Origin of the sequence: Pseudomonas sp. LABIM340, assembly GCF_040017195.2 — a bacterium.
GTDB lineage: Bacteria > Pseudomonadota > Gammaproteobacteria > Pseudomonadales > Pseudomonadaceae > Pseudomonas.
This window is the reverse complement of sequence record NZ_CM200227.1, coordinates 455,470-475,950: the sequence shown is the minus strand read 5'-3', so window position 1 is coordinate 475,950 and position 20,481 is coordinate 455,470. Positions and strand designations below refer to the sequence as shown.

14 protein-coding genes and 2 pseudogenes are annotated in these 20,481 nt (G+C 64.0%); 8 read left to right on the top strand and 8 right to left on the bottom strand.

The features are described 5' to 3' along the window. Positions 1-59: 59 nt before the first annotated feature. From ABKS89_RS02295 to ABKS89_RS02275, 5 genes and pseudogenes are all read left to right on the top strand, one after another. Positions 60-1,091: pseudogene (locus ABKS89_RS02295) on the top strand (methyl-accepting chemotaxis protein); the annotation flags it as partial. A 48-nt stretch (positions 1,092-1,139) separates the two neighbouring features. Next, positions 1,140-2,012: a methyl-accepting chemotaxis protein gene (locus tag ABKS89_RS02290; RefSeq protein WP_405307715.1), complete on the top strand. Its 873-nt coding sequence runs from the start codon at positions 1,140-1,142 to the stop codon at positions 2,010-2,012. A gap of 386 nt (positions 2,013-2,398) precedes the next feature. After that, positions 2,399-3,439: pseudogene (locus ABKS89_RS02285) on the top strand (methyl-accepting chemotaxis protein); the annotation flags it as partial. Between the two features lie 33 nt (positions 3,440-3,472). Further along, positions 3,473-4,345, top strand: a complete 873-nt coding sequence (locus ABKS89_RS02280) for a methyl-accepting chemotaxis protein (RefSeq protein WP_412548197.1) — start codon at positions 3,473-3,475, stop codon at positions 4,343-4,345. Between the two features lie 100 nt (positions 4,346-4,445). Further along, positions 4,446-4,880, top strand: coding sequence for a UPF0158 family protein (locus ABKS89_RS02275; protein ID WP_138213092.1), 435 nt, complete (start codon positions 4,446-4,448; stop codon positions 4,878-4,880). Positions 4,881-5,051: 171 nt separating this feature from the next. Here the strand turns inward: ABKS89_RS02275 and ABKS89_RS02270 are convergent, their stop codons facing one another. The 3 genes from ABKS89_RS02270 to mexA are packed head-to-tail and all read right to left on the bottom strand — an operon-like array spanning position 5,052 to position 10,815. Beyond that, a complete protein-coding gene (locus tag ABKS89_RS02270; protein ID WP_138213093.1) occupies positions 5,052-6,500 on the bottom strand; it encodes an AdeC/AdeK/OprM family multidrug efflux complex outer membrane factor in 1,449 nt (482 codons plus the stop codon). A gap of 1 nt (position 6,501) precedes the next feature. Continuing rightward, positions 6,502-9,642 (bottom strand): efflux RND transporter permease subunit, encoded by a 3,141-nt coding sequence (locus ABKS89_RS02265; protein ID WP_192293765.1) that lies wholly within the window; start codon positions 9,640-9,642, stop codon positions 6,502-6,504. A gap of 15 nt (positions 9,643-9,657) precedes the next feature. Then, positions 9,658-10,815 carry a multidrug efflux RND transporter periplasmic adaptor subunit MexA gene (gene mexA, locus ABKS89_RS02260; protein WP_138213095.1) on the bottom strand — a complete coding sequence of 386 codons (1,158 nt, stop codon included), beginning with the start codon at positions 10,813-10,815 and terminating at the stop codon, positions 9,658-9,660. Between the two features lie 270 nt (positions 10,816-11,085). On the opposite strand from mexA, the gene ABKS89_RS02255 reads away from it, so the two are divergent. Continuing rightward, entirely contained in the window at positions 11,086-11,520 is a 435-nt protein-coding gene (locus ABKS89_RS02255) for a MarR family winged helix-turn-helix transcriptional regulator (protein WP_348589245.1), read from the top strand. Between the two features lie 51 nt (positions 11,521-11,571). On the opposite strand, the gene ABKS89_RS02250 is transcribed toward ABKS89_RS02255, so the two are convergent. The 3 genes from ABKS89_RS02250 to ABKS89_RS02240 form a co-directional block, all read right to left on the bottom strand. After that, positions 11,572-12,147: a YceI family protein gene (locus tag ABKS89_RS02250; protein WP_081519614.1), complete on the bottom strand. Its 576-nt coding sequence runs from the start codon at positions 12,145-12,147 to the stop codon at positions 11,572-11,574. A gap of 28 nt (positions 12,148-12,175) precedes the next feature. Continuing rightward, entirely contained in the window at positions 12,176-12,730 is a 555-nt protein-coding gene (locus ABKS89_RS02245; protein WP_348589192.1) for a cytochrome b, read from the bottom strand. Between the two features lie 175 nt (positions 12,731-12,905). Next, complete coding sequence (locus ABKS89_RS02240; protein ID WP_138213098.1) at positions 12,906-14,396, bottom strand: flavin monoamine oxidase family protein; 1,491 nt, start codon at positions 14,394-14,396, stop codon at positions 12,906-12,908. Between the two features lie 192 nt (positions 14,397-14,588). Between ABKS89_RS02240 and ABKS89_RS02235 the strand changes: the two genes are divergently transcribed. Together ABKS89_RS02235 and ABKS89_RS02230 are read left to right on the top strand one after the other, a co-directional pair. Continuing rightward, the gene (locus tag ABKS89_RS02235) at positions 14,589-15,992 is read left to right on the top strand and encodes an adenosylmethionine--8-amino-7-oxononanoate transaminase (protein WP_138213099.1); all 1,404 of its coding nucleotides are present in this window, start codon (positions 14,589-14,591) and stop codon (positions 15,990-15,992) included. A 65-nt stretch (positions 15,993-16,057) separates the two neighbouring features. Next, the gene (locus tag ABKS89_RS02230) at positions 16,058-16,777 is read left to right on the top strand and encodes a 16S rRNA (uracil(1498)-N(3))-methyltransferase (protein ID WP_348589193.1); all 720 of its coding nucleotides are present in this window, start codon (positions 16,058-16,060) and stop codon (positions 16,775-16,777) included. A gap of 157 nt (positions 16,778-16,934) precedes the next feature. On the opposite strand, the gene ABKS89_RS02225 is transcribed toward ABKS89_RS02230, so the two are convergent. Both ABKS89_RS02225 and ABKS89_RS02220 read right to left on the bottom strand, forming a co-directional pair. After that, the gene (locus tag ABKS89_RS02225; RefSeq protein WP_348589194.1) at positions 16,935-17,678 is read right to left on the bottom strand and encodes a hypothetical protein; all 744 of its coding nucleotides are present in this window, start codon (positions 17,676-17,678) and stop codon (positions 16,935-16,937) included. Beyond that, positions 17,668-20,430 (bottom strand): hypothetical protein, encoded by a 2,763-nt coding sequence (locus tag ABKS89_RS02220; RefSeq protein WP_348589195.1) that lies wholly within the window; start codon positions 20,428-20,430, stop codon positions 17,668-17,670. The genes ABKS89_RS02225 and ABKS89_RS02220 overlap by 11 nt, the downstream gene beginning before the upstream one ends. Positions 20,431-20,481: the final 51 nt, after the last annotated feature.

Here is a 20,481-nt window from a genome sequence, read left to right as displayed (position 1 = left end):
CAGCGAAGCCGATATCAGCGGTACCGGTCGTCCCCACTCTGCGCATTTCCTGCTCAGCCATGCGTACCGGCCCTGTTCATCGCTGGAGCGCCGCCTTCATGTTTCGCTGGTTCAACAACCTGACTGTCAAACTCAAACTCGCCTCGGGCTTCGGCCTGGTGCTGCTGCTCACCCTGCTGATCGCCCTCACCGGCTGGATCAACCTGGGCAACGTGATCGCGCGGGGCGACAAGCTCGGCGAGATTTCCGAGCTGATCGCTATCGCCAAGGACCTGCGTATCGCCCGTCTGAAATTCCAGTCCACCCGCGCCCCCGAAGACGCCAAGGCGGTGCTCGATACGCTGGACAAGCTGGACCAGCGCCACCGCGCGCTGAACGAGCGGTTCACCGAGACAGAGGATCGTCGGGTCATCGACCAGCAGCATGATCTGAGCGTGGAGTACCGCAAGCTGTACGCCCAGCTGCTGAAATCCTTCGAAGAGCGCGACGCTGCCAAGCAGGTGCTGATCCAGGCCGCCGGCGCGGTCAGCGAAGGCATGCAGAAGGCCGAGCAGAAGCTGGTCAGCAACGGCAGTCCCGAAGGTCTGCAGCACCTGCAGGACCTCTCCGGCCTCGGCCGTGCCGTCATGCAGGCGCGCCTGCAGGTCATGGCCTACACCAGCACCGACGCGCAGAACCTGGAGCAGCCCGCCTTCGCTGCCCTGCAGAAGCTCATCGACGGCGTGAAAAGTGACATGAGCACCTCGCCGGCCGAGCTGAACGGCGAGTTCCGCGCCACCCTCGACGCGCTGGAGACCTACCGCAACGCGCTGAGCAACTACCGCAACGAGGTCAACGACAGCCAGGCTGCCCGCGACCGTATGCGCGATGCCGGCCAGCAGATCGAGAAGCTGAGCAACGAACTGACTTCCACCCAGACCGCCAAGCGTGACGCCGGCGTCGCCCAGGCCAAGACCCTGCTGGGCCTGGCCGCGTTGATCGCCCTGGTGCTGGGCAGCATCGCCGCCTGGATCATCACCGGGCAGATCGTCAATCCGCTGCGCGACGTGCTGGGCCATGCCGAGCGCATCGCCGACGGCGACCTCAGCCGTGACATCCCCACCAACCGTCACGACGAACTGGGCCAGCTGCAGAAGAGCATGCAGCGCATGAACCTGTCCCTGCGCGAGCTGATCGGCCGTATCCACGACGGCGTGACTCAGATCGCCAGCGCCGCCGAGGAGCTCTCCGCGGTAACCGAGCAGACCAGCGCCGGGGTGAATAACCAAAAGGTCGAGACCGACCAGGTCGCTACCGCCATGAACGAGATGGCCGCCACCGTGCAGGAAGTCGCGCGCAACGCCGAGGAGGCCTCAGAGGCCGCCTCCGCCGCCGACCGCCAGGCCCGTGACGGCGAAGGCGCAGTGACCGAGGCGGTGACCCAGATGGATCGCCTGGCCGGCGAAGTCGGCCGCACCAACGAGTCGGTGCTCAAGCTCAAGCGCGAAAGCGAGAAGATCGGCAGCGTGCTGGACGTGATCAAGGCAGTCGCCGAGCAGACCAACCTGCTGGCGCTCAACGCCGCCATCGAAGCCGCCCGTGCGGGCGACGCCGGCCGTGGCTTCGCCGTGGTGGCCGACGAGGTGCGCGGCCTGGCGCAGCGCACCCAGTCCTCCACCGAGGAGATCGAGGAACTGATCGCCGGCCTGCAGAGCGGTACCCAGCAGGCCGTGCAGATGATGGAAACCAGCCGCGACCTGACCGTCAGCACCGTCGACCTGACCCGCCGCGCTGGCGAGCGCCTGGGTGCCATCACCCGCACCGTGTCGACCATCCAGTCGATGAACCAGCAGATCGCCGCCGCTTCCGAGCAGCAGAGCGCCGTGGCCGAAGAGATCAACCGCAGTGTGATGAACGTGCGCGACATCTCCGAGCAGACCGCCGCCGCCAGCGAGGAAACTGCCGCCTCCAGCGTCGAACTGGCGCGCCTGGGCAACGAACTGCAGGTACTGGTCAGCCGCTTCCGCGTCTGATCCGGCCTCGAGACGAAAAGGCCCGCGGACAGCGGGCCTTTTTTCTTTCTCCGCCCCCAGGCATCTGCACGTGGGCTTCCCCCTCACCCCAGACCTCTCCCTCAGGGAGAGGGTTAGGGTGAGGGCGGGCCCCGAGCACCGGAGTCTCCCTGTAAAACGGGCGGAACGCTCAGCCCCTGCCCGCGATCGCGCGCAGGGCATACTCCCGCAGTCCGCTTCATGCCCGAAACATCGCGACAAATTCCCGCCTTCAGTTTCCCCTTTCGCCGCCGATAGCCTCTGACGCACGAAGATGCGTCCCGACAATTGCGCCTCGCCTCTGCACACTCGTTCTTGCCAGCCACGGGCCGTCGATCCCGTGGCGACGCTTGCCTGGAGTTTTCGACATGTACGATTGGCTAGTAGTACAGCTGGGACGCCTGAACGTCAGCCTGAAGCTGGTGGTGGGCTTCGGCATCCTCCTCTTCCTCACCCTGCTGGTGCTGCTCAGCGGCCTGCACAGCCTGGACAACCAGGCCGAGCGCGGCGAGCAGATGGCGACCATCACCGAACTCAACGACCTCAGCCAGCAGGCCAACCTCGCGCGTCTGCAGTTCGAGCTGGGCGGCGATCGCAGCCAGGCCGAGCGCGTCGAACAGCACAGCACGAAGATGCTGGAGCTGATCGAGCAGCGCCTGAAAGGCAGCGACGTCGATGCCAAACAGCTGGCAGCAGCGCGCCAGGCAGTCAGCGAGTACCGCGAGGCCTTCACCGCCCTGACCCGCGCCGTCGACCAGCGCACCCAGGCCCGCGGCACTCTGGTGGGCAGCGCGCAGAGCGCCCTGCAGGCCTTCGAGGCGCTGGACAAGCAACTCTTCGAGCTGCTCGCCGAACAGCCGGGCGACGCCCAGCTGCTGGACGGCGCCCAGGCCGTTGGCCAGCTGCACCAGCAACTGCTGGTGGTGCGCTATCAGGTACGCGGCTACGTCTTCGAGCAATCCGCCAGCGCCGAACAGGCTGCGTTCGCCGCCTTCGACAAGCTGCGCGACACCGGCACGACCCTGCAGAGCCAACTGCCCGCCATCGCTGCCGACGGACTGGGCGACGCGCTCAAGGACCTGCAGAACTACCGCAGCGGCATCGAGCACTTCCGCGACGGGGTGAACGCCACCCAGCAGGCCCGCAAGGCGCTGAGCGGCGCCAGCGATGCACTGCTCGCCGCCGCCGACCGCCTCTACGACGACACCCTGGCACACAACGACGCCGAGACCGCTGCCGCCAAGACCCGGCAGATCCTCATCGCCGTGCTCGCCCTGGCCTTTGGCTTCCTCTCCGGCTGGGCCATCAATCGCCAGATCGTCCGCCCGCTGCACGAGGCCCTGGAGCTGGCCGAGCGCATTGCCCAGGGCGACCTCTCCCAAGGCCTGTCGCGCGACCTCAACCTGCAGCGCAGCGACGAGCTGGGCCAGTTGCAGCGGGTGATGCTGCGCATGCGCGAGAGCCTGGCGCAGCTGCTCGGCCACATCGGCGGCAGCGTCAGCCAGCTGGCCACCGCCGCCGACGAACTCTCCGCCGTCACCGAGCAGACCCGCGCCGGGGTGAACAGCCAGCGCGTGGAGACCGAGCAGGTCGCCAGCGCCATCCATGAAATGGCCGCCACCGTGCAGGAGGTCGCGCGCAACGCCGAGCAGGCCTCCGCCGCCGCCCAGCAGGCCGACCAGCAGGCCCGCGAAGGCGATCAGGTGGTGCAGGACGCGGTGAACCAGATCGACCGCCTGGCCACCGAGGTGGATCGCTCCGCCGAGGCCATGGAACTGCTGCGCAAGGAAAGCGAGAAGATCGGCAGCGTGCTGGACGTGATCAAGTCGGTGGCCGAGCAGACCAACCTGCTGGCGCTCAACGCCGCCATCGAAGCCGCCCGTGCCGGTGAGGCCGGGCGCGGTTTCGCCGTGGTCGCCGACGAGGTGCGCGGCCTGGCCCAGCGCACGCAGTCTTCCACCGCCGAGATCGAGGGCCTGATCGCCGGCCTGCAGCGCGGTGCCCAGGAAGCGGTGACGCGCATGGACGACAGCCGCCGCCTGACCGGCAGCTCGGTGGAACTGACCCGCCGCGCCGGCGAGGCGCTGGGCGTGATCGCCCGCACCGTGGCCGACATCCAGGGCATGAACCTGCAGATCGCCTCGGCCGCCGAGGAGCAGAGCAGCGTCGCCGAGGAGATCAACCGCAGCGTGGTGCAGGTGCGCGAGATCGCCGACCAGTCCGCTGCCGCCAGCGAACAGACGGCCAGCTCCAGCACCGAGCTGGCGCGCCTGGGCAACGAGCTGCAACTGCAGGTGGGCCGCTTCCGTCTGTAAAGCGCCAGTCGGTCGGTGCGCCCGCGCCGACCGACAACGGCAGGACAGTTGTCATGCGCATGGCGTAGGATCGGTCACTCGCCAACCAGGGAGAGTGACCATGCGCCCGCTGACCATCGACCTCGACGAACTGGCCTTCGCGCTTGATACCCAGGGTATCGATCACTACCTCGATCTGTTCAGTGGCCAGGTGCTGCTGATTCCCGAAGAAGACCCCGACCCGGAGCTGGCCGAGCTGCTGCACCGCGAGCCGGAGCGCCTGCTGCCCATCGAGCCGCTGAGCAGCGGCCAGTCGCTTGAACTGATGCGCGACTTCCTCCGCGAAGTGCCCGAACCCCACGCCTATTCCGCCCTGGCCAACGCCATCGAGGGGCGCAAGCCGTTCAAGGCCTTCCGCCACGTGCTGATGGGCTACCCGGAGCTGCTGCAGGCCTGGTACGTCTACCAGGGCGAGCGCCTGCGCGAATGCGCGCTGGACTGGCTCGCCGATAACCAGATCCAGCCGGCGGGGCGCAGCTCCGGCGCCTACCTGTAGAGCCGCCTCGACCACCGGCAAAACCCGTAGGGCGCATAACGCCTAAGGCGTTATCCGCCACCAACACGGCGGATAACTCGTTCCGAGTTATGCGCCCTACGAGACAACCAGTTCCACACCAAAAAAAACGCCGCCCCGAAGGGCGGCGCTGTTGTTTCCAGCCGGTGAGGATCAGCCCTTGGGCGCCTCGCTGGAGATCGGCTTGGCTTGCGCCGCCGTAGCCTGCCAGCCGCCGCCGAGGGCCTTGTACAGGTTGACCTCGCTGGTCAGCTGGTTGAGGCGGTCGGTGATCAGCTGCTGTTGGGCACTGAACAGCGAGCGCTGCGCGTCGAGCACGGTGAGGTAGTTATCCACACCGGTGCGGTAGCGCTTGTCGGCCAGGCGGTAGTACTCGCTGGTGGCGTCCACCAGCGAGCGCTGCGCCTGCAGTTGCTCGTTGAAGGTGCCGCGCGCGGCGAGGCCGTCGGCGACCTCGGAGAAGGCCGTCTGGATGGCTTTCTCGTACTGCGCCACGTTGATGTCCTTCTGCACCTTGGCCAGGTCCAGGCTCGCCTGCAGGCTGCCGGCGTTGAAGATCGGCAAGGTGATCGAGGGCTTGAACAGCCAGCTGCCGGAGCCGCCGTCGAACAGGCCGGACAGGTCTGGGCTAAGACTGCCGGCGTTGGCGGTGAGGCTGATGTTCGGGAAGAACGCCGCCCGCGCCGCGCCGATGTTGGCGTTGGCCGCCTTGAGCTGGTGCTCCGCCTGGAGGATGTCCGGGCGGCGCTGCAGCAGGTCGGAAGGCAGGCCCGCCGGCACGGTGGCCAGCAGCTCGTCGGACAGCTGGCGTCCCTGGGGCAGGTCGCCCGGCAGACCGGAACCCAGCAGCAGGACCAGCGCGTTCTGGTCCTGCGCGACGAGGCGGGTGTACTGCGCCAGGGTCGCCCGCGCGCTTTCCACCGAGGTCTGCGACTGGCGCAGGTCCAGGGCCGAGGCGACGCCGACTTCGTAGCTGCGCTTGGTCAGGTCGTAGCTCTTCTGGTAGGTGACCAGGGTATTGCGGGTCAGCTCCAGTTGGGCCTGGTCGGCGCGCAGCGTCAGGTAGGCGTTGGCGACGTTGGCCACCAGGCTGGTCTGGGTGCTGCGACGGGCCTCTTCGCTGGCGAAGTAGGTTTCCAGCGCCTGGTCACGCAGGGCGCGCAGGCGGCCGAACAGGTCGAGCTCCCAGGAAGTCACGCCCAGGGTCGCGCCGTACTGGCTGCTGATCATCGAGCTGCCGGTGGTCGACAGGTCGGCCGGCAGGCGCTGGCGCGAGCCGGTGATGCCGGCGTCCACCGCCGGGAACAGGTCGGCCCGCTGGATGCGGTACTGCGCCCGGTAGGCTTCGATATTCAGCGCGGCGACGCGCAGGTCACGGTTGTTTTCCAGCGACACTTCGACCAGTCGCTGCAGTTGCGGGTCCTTGAAGAACTCGCGCCAGCCGATGTCGGCGCCGGCGGTAGCCGGCTGCCCCGCATCGTAGGCATCGCCCTGCGGATAAGCCGCGGCCACGGGCGCCTCGGGGCGCTCGTAGTCGGGGATCAGCGAGCAGCCGGACAACACGCCGGCTGCTATGGCGAGGGACAGTAAGGACTTTCTCATATCAATGCCCCTTCTCGGTGGATTCCTGTTCCTTGGACGCGGCGTCCTTGAACAGGGTACTGACCACCACGTAGAACAACGGCACCCAGAAGATCGCGAGGACGGTCGCGGTGACCATGCCGCCGATCACGCCGGTACCGATCGCATGCTGGCTGCCGGAGCCGGCGCCAGTGGAAATCGCCAGCGGTACCACGCCGAGGATGAACGCCAGGGAGGTCATGACGATCGGGCGCAGACGCATCCGGCAGGCCTCGATGGCCGCCTCGACGATGCCCTTGCCCTGCTCGTGCAGTTCCTTGGCGAACTCGACGATCAGGATCGCGTTCTTCGCCGACAGGCCGATGGTCGTCAACAGACCCACCTGGAAGAACACGTCGTTGGACAGACCGCGCATGGACGTCGCCAGCAGTGCACCGATGACGCCCAGCGGCACCACCAGCATCACCGAGAACGGAATCGACCAGCTCTCGTACAGCGCCGCCAGGCAGAGGAACACCACGATCAGCGACAGCGCGTAGAGCGCGGGGGCCTGCGAGCCGGACAGACGTTCCTCGTAGGACAGACCGGTCCAGGCATAGCCGACGCCCTTGGGCAGTTGCTTGACGATCTCCTCGACCGCCGCCATGGCCTCACCGGTGGAACGGCCCGGGGCCGGTTCGCCGAGGACTTCCATGGCCGGTACGCCGTTGTAGCGCGCCAGCTTCGGCGAGCCATAGCTCCACTCGCCGGTGGCGAAGGCACTGAACGGCACCATCTCGCCGGTGCTGTTGCGCACGTACCACTTGTCCAGGTCTTCCGGGCTCATCCGCGCATTCGGGCGGCCTTGCAGGTAGACCTTCTTCACCCGACCACGGTCGATGAAGTCGTTGACGTAGTTCGAACCCCAGGCGATGGAAATGGTGCTGTTGATGTCCGCCAGCGAGACGCCCAGCGCACTGGCCTTCTCGTCGTCGATCAGCAGTTTGTACTGCGGCTCGTCGTTCAGGCCGTTGGGACGCACGCGTTGCAATACCGGGTTCTGTGCGGCAAGACCAAGGAACTGGTTGCGCGCCTGCATCAGCACTTCGTGGCCGACGCCGGCCTGGTCCTGGAGGAAGATGTCGAAGCCCACGGCGTTACCCAGTTCGAGTACCGCCGGCGGGGCGAAGGCGAACACCATCGCGTCCTTGAAGCTGAAGAAGTGCTGCTGCGCGCGCTGGGCCAGCGCGAACACGCTGTTCTCCGCGCCCGGACGCTCTTCCCAGGGCTTGAGCATGATGAATGCCATGCCCGAGCTCTGGCCACGGCCGGCGAAGTTGAAGCCGGTCACGGTGAACACCGAGTTCACCGAGCTGCTTTCCTTGTCCAGCAGGTACTCGCGCATGGAGTCCACCACCACCTGGGTGCGCTCGGCGGACGAACCGGCCGGGGTCTGCACCTGGGCGAACAGCACGCCCTGGTCCTCGTCGGGGAGGAACGCAGTGGGGATGCGGGTGAACAGGAAGACCATGCCGCCGAGGATCAGCACGTACATCAGCAGGTACGGCACGCGGTGCTTGAGGATCGAGGTGACGCCGCGCTCGTAGCCGTGGGTGGTGGAGAGGAACGCACGGTTGAACCAGCCGAAGAAGCCGCGCTTGTGTTCGCCGTGGTCGCCCTTCTCGATGGGCTTGAGCATGGTGGCGCAGAGCGCCGGGGTCAGCACCAGGGCCACCAGCACCGACAGGGCCATGGCCGAGACGATGGTGATGGAGAACTGACGGTAGATCACCCCGGTGGAGCCGCCGAAGAAGGCCATCGGCAGGAACACCGCCGACAGCACCAGGGCAATACCCACCAGAGCGCCCTGGATCTGGCCCATGGACTTGCGCGCCGCCTCGCGGGGCGACAAGCCTTCCTCGGCCATCACCCGCTCGACGTTTTCCACCACCACGATGGCGTCGTCCACCAACAGGCCGATCGCCAGCACCATGCCGAACATGGTCAGGGTGTTGATCGAGAAGCCAAAGGCGGCGAGTACGCCGAAGGTGCCCAGCAGGACCACCGGCACGGCGATCGTCGGGATCAGCGTGGCGCGGAAGTTCTGCAGGAACAGGTACATCACCAGGAACACCAGCAGGATCGCTTCGCCCAGGGTCTTCACTACCTCATGGATCGAGGCGGAAACCACCGGGGTGGTGTCGTACGGGTAGACGATCTTCATGCCCTGCGGGAAGAACGGCTCCAGCGTGGCCAGGGTGGCGCGGATCGACTTGGCGGTGTCCAGCGCGTTGGCGCCGGTGGCCAGCTTGATCGCGATACCCGAGGCCGGCTTGCCGTTGAACTGGGCGTTGATGCTGTAGTCCTGGCCGCCCAGGGCTACGTCGGCGACGTCCTTCAGGCGAACCTGGGAGCCGTCGGCGTTGACCTTGAGCAGGATGTCCTTGAACTGCTCGGCGCTCTGCAGGCGGGTCTTGCCGATGATGGTGGCGTTGAGCTGCTGCCCCTTCACCGCAGGCAGGCCGCCCAGCTGGCCGGAGGAGATCTGCACGTTCTGCGCCTGGATCGCCGTCTTCACGTCGCCCGGCGTCATCTGGAAGCTGTTGAGCTTCGCCGGGTCCAGCCAGATGCGCATGGCGTACTGCGAACCGAACACCTGGAAGTCGCCCACGCCAGCGGTCCGCGACAGCGGGTCCTGGATGTTGGAGACGATGTAGTTCGACAGGTCTTCCTTGGTCATGCTGCCGTCTTCGGAGACGACGCCGACCACCATCAGGAAGTTCTTCACCGCCTTGGTCACGCGGATGCCCTGCTGCTGCACTTCCTGCGGCAGGAGCGGCGTGGCCAGCTGCAGCTTGTTCTGCACCTGGACCTGGGCGATGTCAGGGCTGGTGCCCTGGTCGAAGGTCACGGTGATGGTCATGCTGCCGTCGGAGTTGGACTCCGAGGAGATGTAGCGCAGATGGTCGAGACCGTTCATCTGCTGCTCGATGACCTGCACCACGGTGTCCTGCACCGTTTCGGCGGAGGCGCCCGGGTAGCTCACCTGGATGGCGATGGCCGGCGGCGCAATGGCCGGGTACTGGTTCACCGGCAACTTGAGGATCGACAGACCGCCCGCCAGCATGATCACCAGGGCGATCACCCAGGCGAAGATGGGCCGGTCAATGAAAAACTTCGACATTACGAATCCCCTTGATTAACCCTGCTTGGCCGGTTGAGCGGCGGCGGGCTTGTCGGCGGCACCAGCGGTGGGCGCCACGTTCTTCGCGGGTACGGCCTTGGCCTGGGCGCCCGGCTGGACGTACTGCAGGCCTTCGGTGATCAGGCGGTCGCCGGCCTTCAGGCCATCACTGACCAGCCAGTAGGCACCGACGGTGCGGTCGGCCTTGATGGTGCGCAGCTCGACCTTGTCCTCGGCATTGAGCACCAGCGCGGTCGCCATGCCACGGAAGTCACGGGTCACGCCCTGTTGCGGCGCCAGGATGGCCTGCTTCTTGATGCCCTCTTCCAGCTGCGCGTGGACGAACATGCCCGGCAGCAGCTCCTTGTTCGGGTTGGGGAAGATGGCGCGCACGGTCACCGAGCCGGTGCCCTGGTCAACCGAGACCTCGGAGAACTCCAGCTTGCCCTCGACGGGGTATTCGGAGCCGTCTTCCAGGTACAGCTTGACCTTGGCGGCGTTGTCGCCGGCCTTCTCCAGCTGCCCGGCGGCCAGCTCGCGGCGCAGGCGGATCAGCGAGGTGGAGGACTGGGTGACGTCGACGTAGATCGGGTCCAGCTGCTGCACGGTGGCCAGTGCGGTGCTCTGGCCGTTCTGCACCAGGGCGCCTTCGGTCACGCTGGAGCGGCCGATACGGCCGGAGATCGGCGAGTAGACCTTGGTGTAGCGCACATTGATCTGCGCGCTGTCGACGGTGGCCTTGGCCTGCAGGTAGGCGGCCTGGGCGTCAGCGTACTGCTGCTTGCTCACCGCCTCGTCCTTGACCAGTTCCTTGTAGCGTTCGGCCTGCTGCTGGGTGGATACCAAGTTGGCCTGGGCGCTCTGCAGCGTCGCCTGATAGGTGGCCGGGTCGATCTGGTACAGCTGCTGGCCTTCCTTGACGTCACTGCCTTCCTTGAACAGGCGCTTGAGGATGATGCCGTTCACCTGCGGGCGAACTTCGGCAATGCGATACGCGGTAGTACGGCCCGGAAGTTCGGTGCTCAGGGTGACTTCCTGCGGCTGCAGGGTCACTACACCGACCTCGGGGATCTGCTTCTCCTGCGGGGCCTGGGCTTTATCGCAGCCGGCAAGAGTGGCCATGGCGACGAGCAGGGCCGGGACCAGGGCGCGCATGGCTGGCTTTCGTTGCATATCGTTGTCCTCGTGAGCAAAGCGTCCGGTTTGGCTGTGGGCTTGCCGGTCCGGAAAAGCTGGCAAAAATACTTACATTCAGCTGTGTTTGTAAACGTCCGAAAGCCCTGAGGGAAACCTACTGAAACGTTTTAGCCTTTGGCTGATAACGCAGTAGGTTTCCCGCAAGGCAGTCGCGGCGACGAACAAAGTTGATAACATCAACTAAAATACGAAAAAATGGTTGAGCCAATCAACCTGATTTACACAACACTTACCGTGACCGAGCCGATGACCCACAGCGTGAATCCCGACCTGCCACAGACCCTGATGAAGGTCCTCGACCACTTGCGCGAGAGCCTCCAGGATCAACTGTGCGCGGAGGGCATCGACCTCACGCCGCCGGACATCCGCCTGCTCGAGCTGATCGGCGCCGATGCCGGCCAGAGCCTGCAGAGCCTCAGCCGCAAGATGTGCCGCGACAAGGCGCTGGTGACCCGCAAGATCCGCGAGATGGAGACACTGGGCCTGGTCCGCCGCGAGCGCAACCCTGGCGACCAGCGCAGCTTCCAGCTGTTCCTGACCGAGGCCGGGAGCCGCGTCGACGAGCGCACCCAGGCCATCCTTGCACGTACCCATGACAGTCTGTTCGCACCGCTGGACGACGAGGAGCAACGCACCCTCACCCAGCTCCTGCGGCAGTGCCTGCAAGGTCACGCGGACTGACAGCACAAACGAAAACGCCGGCATTCGCCGGCGTTTTCGCAATTCTGCGTCTTACTGACGCACCCCTTCTACCGACAGGGTCAGCTCGACTTCCTGGGAAGCCGGGCCAAGATCGCGCTGGATGTTGAAGTCCTTCAGCTTGAGGGTGGTGGTGCCCAGGAAGCCGGCACGGTAGCCGCCCCACGGGTCATCGCCCTGGCCGATCAGTTCAGCCTTGATGGTGACCGGCTTGGTCACGCCGTTCAGGGTCAGGTTGCCGGTGATCTCGGCATTCTTGCCATCGGCCTTCACGCCGGTGGATTCGAAGGTCGCGGTCGGGTTCTTCGAGACGTTCAGGAAATCCGCGCTGCGCAGGTGCTTGTCACGCTCGGCGTGGTTGGAGTTCACGCTGTTGGTGTTGATGGTCACCTTGACCTTGTCGGCGGACGGGTTCTTCTCGTCGAAGGTGAAGGCACCGTCGAAGTCGTCAAAGCGGCCGTACAGCCAGCTGTAACCCAGGTGCTTGATGCGGAACTCGATGAAGGCGTGCTGGCCTTCCTTGTCGATCTTGTAGTCTGCGGCCATGGCCTGGCCAGCGGAGAACAGGGCGGTACCCAGCGCCAGAGCGGCGAACGTCTTCTTCAGCATTGAAGCAATCTCCCTTTGAGGTGAGGTGTTATTTCGCGGCACGACCGAGCATGCGGACCAGCGTCTCATCACGGTCGAAGAAATGGTGTTTGAACGCCGCCAGGGCGTGCAGCACGGCCAGTACAACCAGGGTCCAGGCCAGGTACAGGTGAATGGCGCCGGCGATGTCGGCCTGGTCGGTGATGCCGCTCAGGGTGGCGGGCACGTCGAACCAGCCGAACACGCTGATGGGTTTGCCTTCGGCGGTGGAGATCAGGTAGCCGGCGATGATCACCGCGAACAGCAGCGCGTAGAGCGCCAGGTGGCCGAGCTTGGTGGCCAGGCGGGTCATCTGGCCGTGGTTGGCCGGAGTCGGCGGCGCCGGGCTGATGAAGCGCCAGAGCACGCGCACGATCAGGGCGATGGCCAGGAGGATGCCGATGCTTTTGTGGATTTCCGGAGCACGGTGGTACCAGGTGTCGTAGTAGTCCAGCTCGCGCATCCACAGGCCCAGGCCGAACAGGCCGAAGACCACCAGCGCACTGCCCCAGTGCAGGAACAGGCTGACCAGTCCGTAGCGAGCGGGGGAATTACGCCATTGCATCGATCGACATCCTTGAAAACGGGAATTCAAGACTAGCGGTTAATCCATCGAAGAAAAGCAGAAAAATCTGCTTTGAAACATCGACTGACAAGATAGGTCCGGCCTGAAACGCCCGTCCCAGAGCCAGAAACGACAATGCCGGCTTTCGCCGGCATTGTGGATAGAACGGGTTCGATCAGAACGGCAGCCAGGACATGATGCCCTTCTTCTCGCCCTTGGCATCGGCCGGCTTGTCGCTGGCGGCCGGCTTGTTGTCGGCCACCAGGGAGGCGCCTTCGAGCACCGGCGTCTTGCCGGCGTAGAGGTCGCGGACCTGGCTGGCGGCACGCTTGCCGCTGCGCAGGGCGCCTTCGATGGTGCCCGGGTAAAGTGCATCGGTGTGCTCGCCGGCGAAGGCCACGCGGGACACCGGGGTCTCCCACACACGCCAGAAGCGGCTGATCTGGCCCGGACCGAAGGCCAGGTAGGAACCGCCAGTGCCGGCATCGGTGCTGTAGCGACGCATTTCATAGCCGTCGTAGGCACCGCGCATCTTCGGGTAGTACTTGTTCATGCGGATCAGCACCTGCTCGGAGAGCTGGCGGTCGCCGAAGGCCTGCATCACGCGGGCGTTGTCGCCGGACAGGTTGATCAGCACGTTGGCGCCGCCCTTGGTCGCGGGCTCGACCCAGATCATGCCCAGGCCCTGGTCGCTGTAGATCTCGCCGGACAGGCGCGACTTGTCGTCCCACACCGGGCGCTTGAACTTCATCAGGATCTGGTCGCGCCAGCCGTAGTTGGTGCCCTTGAGGGCCGCCAGCTGCTTCTCATTCAGACCCGGAGTCAGGGTGATGCTGCCCAGAGCGCGCAGCGGCACGGCCAGCACCAGGTAGTCAGCGGTGTAGCCGGTGGGGCCGACCTTCACGGTCACGCCGTCCTTGTCCTGGCTGATCGAGGTGACCTTGGCGTTGGTCTTGATGGTCTTGATCTGCTTGACGAAGGCCTGGGCCAGCACCTGGCTGCCGCCGGGCAGACGCGACGCGCGCAGGTCACGGTCGTCGACGCCACGGTACACACGGCCCTGCTGGGCGAGGTAGAGCAGCGACAGGCGCGACGGTTCGTCGTAATGCGAGCGGATGCGCTGGTTGACCAGCAGGCGCGCGGTTGGCGACAGGTTCAGCTTGTCCAGCCAGCGCGCGGCGGTGAGCTGGTCGAGGGCGAACAGGGTCTTGTTCGCCAGCGGGTTGAGCGGGTCGTCGATGGAGGCGGACAGCTCGTTCAGGGACTTCTCGAAGCGCTCGAGGTCCGCTGCGACGGCCGGCATCTTGGTCTTCAGGTCGGCGCTGGTGTAGTAGACGCCGTCGATCAGGTAGCTCGGGGTGCGAACGAATTCCGGCGCCGGCACCGAATTCACCTTCAGGGTTTCCAGGTAGCCGTTGAGGGTCGGCTGGACCTTCTTGTTGCCGATCCACTCGCTGGTGGCCAGGCCCGAACGACCGCCCACCTGCGGCTTGGCTTCCAGCAGGGTGACCTGCCAGCCCGCCTGCTGCAGCTCGTAGGCTGCGGAAAGACCGGCGAGACCGCCGCCGACCACGATGGCGGTCGGTTGTTTGTCCTTGCCCAGCGCCACTACGCTGAACACCCCCAGAGCAAGCAACGCGGCAGCGCGCAGCCATCCCATTTTCATCGCCGAATTTCCCCGAATTGGTGCAAAGGCGCGAAGCATACGTGAGCGCCGGAAAGCCGAATAGCCGTGTTGGTCGGCTACCTGCAGCATGTGTCGTAGGACGTGTCCTTGTTCATCTCAGGAGCATTGAATAGGCTTGCCCGATCCGGGCGAGTCGACCCTCTGACGAGCCATCAATTCAAGGAGCAGACCATGGGCCTGAACGCCGAGTGGATGCAGCGCGATCTCGAGGTGCTGTGGCACCCCTGCACCCAGATGAAAGACCACGAGCGCCTGCCGGTGATCCCGATCCGCCGCGGCGAGGGCATCTGGCTGGAGGACTTCGAAGGCAAGCGCTACATGGACGCGGTCAGCTCCTGGTGGGTCAACGTCTTTGGCCACGCCAACCCGCGCATCAACCAGCGCATCAAGGACCAGGTGGACCAGCTGGAGCACGTGATACTCGCCGGCTTCAGCCACCAGCCGGTGATCGAGCTGTCCGAGCGCCTGCTGCGCCTGGCGCCGGCGGGCTTCTCCCGGGTGTTCTACGCCGACAGCGGCTCGGCCGGCATCGAAGTGGCGCTGAAGATGAGCTACCACTACTGGCACAACCTCGGCCAGCCGGAGAAGAAGCGCTTCATCACCCTGACCAACAGCTACCACGGCGAAACCGTGGCAGCGATGTCGGTGGGCGACGTCGCGCTGTTCACCGAGACCTACAAGTCGCTGTTGATGGACACCATCAAGGTGCCGACCCCCGACTGCTACCTGCGTCCCGAAGGCGTGAGCTGGGAAGAACACTCGCGGACGATGTTCGCTGCCATGGAGCAGGCGCTGGAGCAACACCATAAAGAAGTCGCGGCGGTGATCGTCGAGCCACTGGTACAGGGCGCCGGCGGCATGCGCATGTACCACCCGGTCTACCTCAAGCTGCTGCGCGAGGCCTGCGACCGCTACGGCGTACACCTGATCCACGACGAGATCGCCGTCGGCTTCGGCCGCACCGGTACGATGTTCGCCTGCGAGCAGGCCGGCATCACCCCGGACTTCCTCGTGCTGTCCAAGGCGCTGACCGGCGGCTACCTGGCGATGAGCGCGGTGCTTACCACCGACAAGGTCTACCAGGCCTTCTACGACGACTACGCTACCCTGCGCGCCTTCCTCCACTCGCACACCTACACCGGCAACCCGCTGGCCTGCGCCGCCGCCCTGGCGACCCTGGACATCTTCGAGCAGGACAACGTCATCGAGGCCAACAAGGCCCTGGCGGCAAAAATGGCCAGCGCCACCGCGCACCTGGCCGACCATCCACACGTCTCGGAAATCCGCCAGACCGGCATGATCCTCGCCATCGAGATGGTCCAGGACAAGGCCAGCAAGACGCCCTACCCGTGGCAGGAGCGCCGCGGCCTGAAGGTCTTCCAGCATGGCCTGGAGCGCGGTGCGCTGCTGCGTCCGCTGGGCAGCGTGGTGTACTTCCTGCCGCCGTACATCATCACCCCCGAGCAGATCGACTTCCTCGCCGAGGTCGCCAGCGAAGGCATCGACATCGCCACCCGCGACAGCGTGAGCGTGGCAGTCAGCGAACGCTTCCCCGAGCATCGCGATCCGGGCTGATCGGCTACAAGCGGCAGGCCGAAAGCTTTAAGCTTGCCGCTTTCCTCCATCAGTTCGACATCGCCATGCGCCTCTCCCGCTTCTTCATCGACGCCCCGCTCTCCCTCGGCCAGCACGAGCTGCCCGAAGCCCAGGCCCACTACATCGGCCGCGTGCTCCGGCACACGGCCGGCGACGCCGTGCAGTTGTTCGACGGCTCGGGCCACGAATACCTGGGCGAACTGATCGAGGTCGGCAAGAAGAACGTCCGCGTGGAACTGCGAGAAGCCTTCGCCGGCCAGGCCGAATCGCCGCTGCACATCCATCTGGGCCAGGGGCTGTCCCGTGGCGAGCGCATGGACTGGGCGATCCAGAAGGCCACCGAGCTGGGCGCCAGCGAGATCACCCCGATCGTCAGCGAACGCTGCGAAGTGCGCCTGAAGGACGAACGCGCCGACAAGCGCATGGCCCACTGGCGCCAGGTGGCAATCAGCGCCTGCGAACAGTGCGGCCGCTCGGTGCTGCCGGTACTCAACGCGCCGGTCACCCTCGGTGAATGGCTGGAGAGCTGCCAAGCACAGCTCAAGCTGGTGCTGCACCCGGTGGCCGAACCGCTGACCAGCCATGACAAGCCGGCCAGCCTGGCCTTCCTGATCGGCCCGGAAGGCGGCTTGAGCGATGCGGAAGTGGAACAGGCCAAGGGCGCTGGATTCCATGCCGCGCGACTGGGGCCGCGCGTGCTGCGCACCGAGACCGCTCCGGTGGTGGCGCTGAGCGTGGCGCAGCAGCTTTGGGGTGATTTCTAGAGGCTTCGGCGTGGGGCGGGTTCGCGAGCAAGCTCGCTCCTACGAAAAGCGCACCGAGCCCGCCGGCTGGTTGTAGGAGCGAGCTTGCTCGCGAACCGTTGGTTTAAATGGCTTCTGCAGCCAGAAGCCAACCAAATTCAGTAAATAACTCAGTCTTCTATTTTCTGTTCACCCTAATGTAAGAATTACCTGGGCATTCATACCCACCCTGCAAAGCATCCTCGCTAGAAAACAAATATCTCATTGATTTTGAAATATCGAACATAAGATCATAAGTAACCACATAACCATCTTCCGTAACTTTGTCCGGGTAAAATCTTCTATAGGAAAAAGATATCGCCTCTTCATACAAGCAAGATTCACGCATAAGCAACGTACCTTCGTTTCCCGCCCAAGAAGAGACCCCCTCAAATACTTGCAAAAATTCGCCATTTTTCTTATAAACCGCAACACCAGCGGCCAACTCAGTCCCAGTCCCTTCGCTCTCAATATATCCAGGATACAAGAACACAACAAAATACCCTTTCTCCCCAGACAATACTCTAACCGGGACCACATCATCATTTAGCACTTCTTGCATTTCTTTTGGCCCATACCACATCGCAGACTTAAGAAGGCGCTCAGGAAAGCAGTGTGAAGCCAAATCTATAGATTTGACTCTAGATTTAATACTTCGAGCAATCGACTCATGATCAATCTCTCCTCGGCCTATCGGAGGAAAAACGTTAAACATTCTATATACACTTATCCCAACCGGACCTCTCAAGGCAACCGACAGGTCCTTTAGCCTCTTTTCACAGGAGGCCAATTTCTTGTCTCCTGACTCGCTACCAAAAGCCTCTTTCACTGGAGAAAAAGCGACTACTAGAATGCAAATTAATAACGAAAAATCAATTCTCATCTTTAACTTCTCTAATGTCAGGCTGATACCTACCAACATGAAGGTGATGATGATGCCCAGGATAATGAGATGTTCGCGGAAGCAACTTATCAATTCCACTCAACCTATACTTCCACGCCAACATCTGTTTCCAACCAAATTTATGCAGAGCATCAATGAACTCCGACTGTCGAAATTCATCCAACAACTCCGGCCTTTCAGAAAGATCCAAACTCCCTCCACTCCGATCAAGCCTCAAGAATCGAAAATCTCCGTTCTGTCCATTTATATGCGACTTACTTTCATCTCCAGGCGATCCGTCTCTTAAGCTGAACCCGGTACATACCACATCCGGAAACCCAACTTCCATAAGTGCCCCGATTAAACTGGCCAGCGCCGGCATACTCATATATTTTCTTGACGTACCAGAGAATTCAAACCCAAACTTCCTAGCCGAGTTAGAGCCCAACCCACTTATATCAACCAAAAAAACTTTGCCGACACCCGGCGTTCCTATTTTCTCCCATCGGCCCGCCTCTATAGCCTTAAACACCCCAAAATCATGCTCAGCCCCCTCTTTATCCACATAGATATACCGGGCCGAGTCAGGCTTCTGCTCCGGCGATAGATACCGCTCAATCGTGCCGTCCTGATATATCCGGTAGGTGTTCTCCCGAGGTTTCCTGAACGCCGCCACCAACCCTATCGGGTGCAGGTGATATACGTCCCCGTCCTCCGGCAGCCCCACTTTCCCCGCCACCTCGCTCCACCAACTGATCTGCCTGATGCGTTCCTTCTCGGCGATCCAGTTCAAATGAGGTGTCGAAGTGGTATGGCCCAGTACTTCATCCAACGCATCCCACTTCGGCTGGCGGTAATGCCATTCGCTCTCGTACTGCACCACCAGCTGCGAAATTGATTGCGCCCGTGCGGGAATGCATAGGGCGGCGCGGATTTCGTCGGTGCCGAGCTGGCCGTCGCGGTTGCTGTCGATGATGGCGTAGAGGCGGCTTTGCACCGGCCCCTGATCCCAGGCATCGATTCGTGGGCGGTAGCGCTCCTGCTCGTGTTGCTCCAGCAGGCCTTCAATGCTGAGACGGTAGGCGAGGCTCCGCTCCATCGGCCCGTAGTCGTGAATGATGTCGTAACCCTCCCAGTGCCAGGGGCTGACCCAGGGCGTGACGCCGACCTTTTCGCAGACCCAGCCATCCAGGGGTTTGCCGTCGGCATCGTTGAGCAGTCCTTCGAGCCGATACCAGTTGTAGGAGGTGGTCTGCAAAGTCACGACGCGTTTGTACTCGGCAGGCAAACCGTCAAGCAGGGCGCGCGGCACCAGCAGGTCATTGCCAGCAGGCGGTCCGTTTTCGCCCAGTACGGGTGGCCCATTCTCCCTTGGTGCGACAACGGGGGTTACACGGGCGATCTTCAGCCAGCCCAGCTCCTGCTCCGGCAGGCGTTGCGCCCAGGCGCGGCTGGCTTCGAGGAACTTCGGCAGGTAGTCGTCGGTGAAGGTTTCGAGGTGCAGTCGGTATTCGGCAGGAGCGGGTTCGTCGGTCTGGTTGGGGCCGAGATGGCCGATCAACTCGCCAGCCTTGATTGGAATGGGCTCATCGAGCACAACGACGGAGTCCAACTGCTGAGGGGCGAGGATCGGCTCCAGTGCCGCGAATCGCACATAGCCTGGCGGGGCTTCGTAGGCATCGGCACTGAACCCGGCATCATCCGGGCTCGCCGGAATGACGCCTTCCAGCTTGCGATAGTCGCCTTCGCCGCTGATGACGATCTCGGTACCGCGCGGCAGCACGGCCAGCACATCGCTTTTCGCGTTGGCGGCGGCATGAATGTTGAGCCCGTCGTGCCGTTGCAGGCCCAGCGCGTTGCTTCTTATGCGAGCACTTCCTTCGACGCGCTCGACGTCACAGGTACGCAGGAAGGCGCGGCCCGTTCTGATCGGCTCGGCCAGTTCGGGAAGGTCCACCGCCTGCACGCTTTCCAGCCGGAAGAAGAGCAGATCGTAATAGGCGGCCTGCACAGCCGCGCCGCGAGGCAAGGTCGCGAATATCTTGCTGCCATCCTTGGCTTCCCCGTGAACCGAAGCCCCCAGTGGTCCCCGATCCACAACGTCGGCCTTGACCCGATAGCTACCCGCGCGCCAGAAGGCTGGCAGTGCTCTGGCCGGGTCTGCCTGGTAGCTCGCCCAGTCATCCAGGTGCATGTAGTGGCTGTAGAAGACCAGTTGCGGTGGCGCATCAGTGCTCTCCGCTATGGCGGGTGCCGCCAGGCGATGGCGCACCAGCACGAACCCGGACGCGAAAGGCGCTTCAACCGTGACGCCCGGCGCCGGGAAATAGGTGGTTTTCGAATTGGTGGCGGGAATCCGGTAGGCCACTACCTCGCCATCGGCGAGGCAGCGCACGCTGGACTGGTCGATGACTCCCGCTGTACCCGAGTCGAAGTGCACACCGCCATGCCACATGCCGTTGCGGCCGACCGGGTAGTAGCCCCCAATGGCCTTGGACAGGTTGGTCAGCTGGACCAGCGGGTTGGATTTGTCCCGGAAGGGGTGAGACCAGTGCTTCAGCGGCGCCGGGCTATCGAGCGCCGGACGAACAGGCCCGGGAATTGGCTCCGCCGAGGCCGGCTCTGCGGGCCTGGGAGCCGCCGGCCAGGGTGGAGATTCAGACGGTCGACTCGGCATCGCGCGCGGTGGGTCGCGGCGACTTCGGTACTCGTCTTTAAGGCCTTCATAGAGGTCACGCAGGAATCCGATCATTGCAGGCATCCGTGTCCGGAAAGGAGCCTGCATGGGAACAACCTGGACCAG

Bases quoted from the DNA above. Each gene is read 5' to 3' on its own strand.
- ABKS89_RS02230 (WP_348589193.1), top strand. From the start codon at position 16,058: ATGCGCCTCTCCCGCTTCTTCATCGACGCCCCGCTCTCCCTCGGCCAG.
- ABKS89_RS02245 (WP_348589192.1), bottom strand. From the start codon at position 12,730: ATGCAATGGCGTAATTCCCCCGCTCGCTACGGACTGGTCAGCCTGTTC.
- ABKS89_RS02255 (WP_348589245.1), top strand. From the start codon at position 11,086: ATGACCCACAGCGTGAATCCCGACCTGCCACAGACCCTGATGAAGGTC.
- ABKS89_RS02265 (WP_192293765.1), bottom strand. From the start codon at position 9,642: ATGTCGAAGTTTTTCATTGACCGGCCCATCTTCGCCTGGGTGATCGCC.
- ABKS89_RS02220 (WP_348589195.1), bottom strand. From the start codon at position 20,430: ATGATCGGATTCCTGCGTGACCTCTATGAAGGCCTTAAAGACGAGTAC.
- ABKS89_RS02250 (WP_081519614.1), bottom strand. From the start codon at position 12,147: ATGCTGAAGAAGACGTTCGCCGCTCTGGCGCTGGGTACCGCCCTGTTC.
- mexA (WP_138213095.1), bottom strand. From the start codon at position 10,815: ATGCAACGAAAGCCAGCCATGCGCGCCCTGGTCCCGGCCCTGCTCGTC.
- ABKS89_RS02225 (WP_348589194.1), bottom strand. From the start codon at position 17,678: ATGAGAATTGATTTTTCGTTATTAATTTGCATTCTAGTAGTCGCTTTT.
- ABKS89_RS02290 (WP_405307715.1), top strand. From the start codon at position 1,140: ATGCAGCGCATGAACCTGTCCCTGCGCGAGCTGATCGGCCGTATCCAC.
- ABKS89_RS02240 (WP_138213098.1), bottom strand. From the start codon at position 14,396: ATGAAAATGGGATGGCTGCGCGCTGCCGCGTTGCTTGCTCTGGGGGTG.
- ABKS89_RS02270 (WP_138213093.1), bottom strand. From the start codon at position 6,500: ATGAGAAAGTCCTTACTGTCCCTCGCCATAGCAGCCGGCGTGTTGTCC.
- ABKS89_RS02280 (WP_412548197.1), top strand. From the start codon at position 3,473: ATGCTGCGCATGCGCGAGAGCCTGGCGCAGCTGCTCGGCCACATCGGC.
- ABKS89_RS02235 (WP_138213099.1), top strand. From the start codon at position 14,589: ATGGGCCTGAACGCCGAGTGGATGCAGCGCGATCTCGAGGTGCTGTGG.
- ABKS89_RS02275 (WP_138213092.1), top strand. From the start codon at position 4,446: ATGCGCCCGCTGACCATCGACCTCGACGAACTGGCCTTCGCGCTTGAT.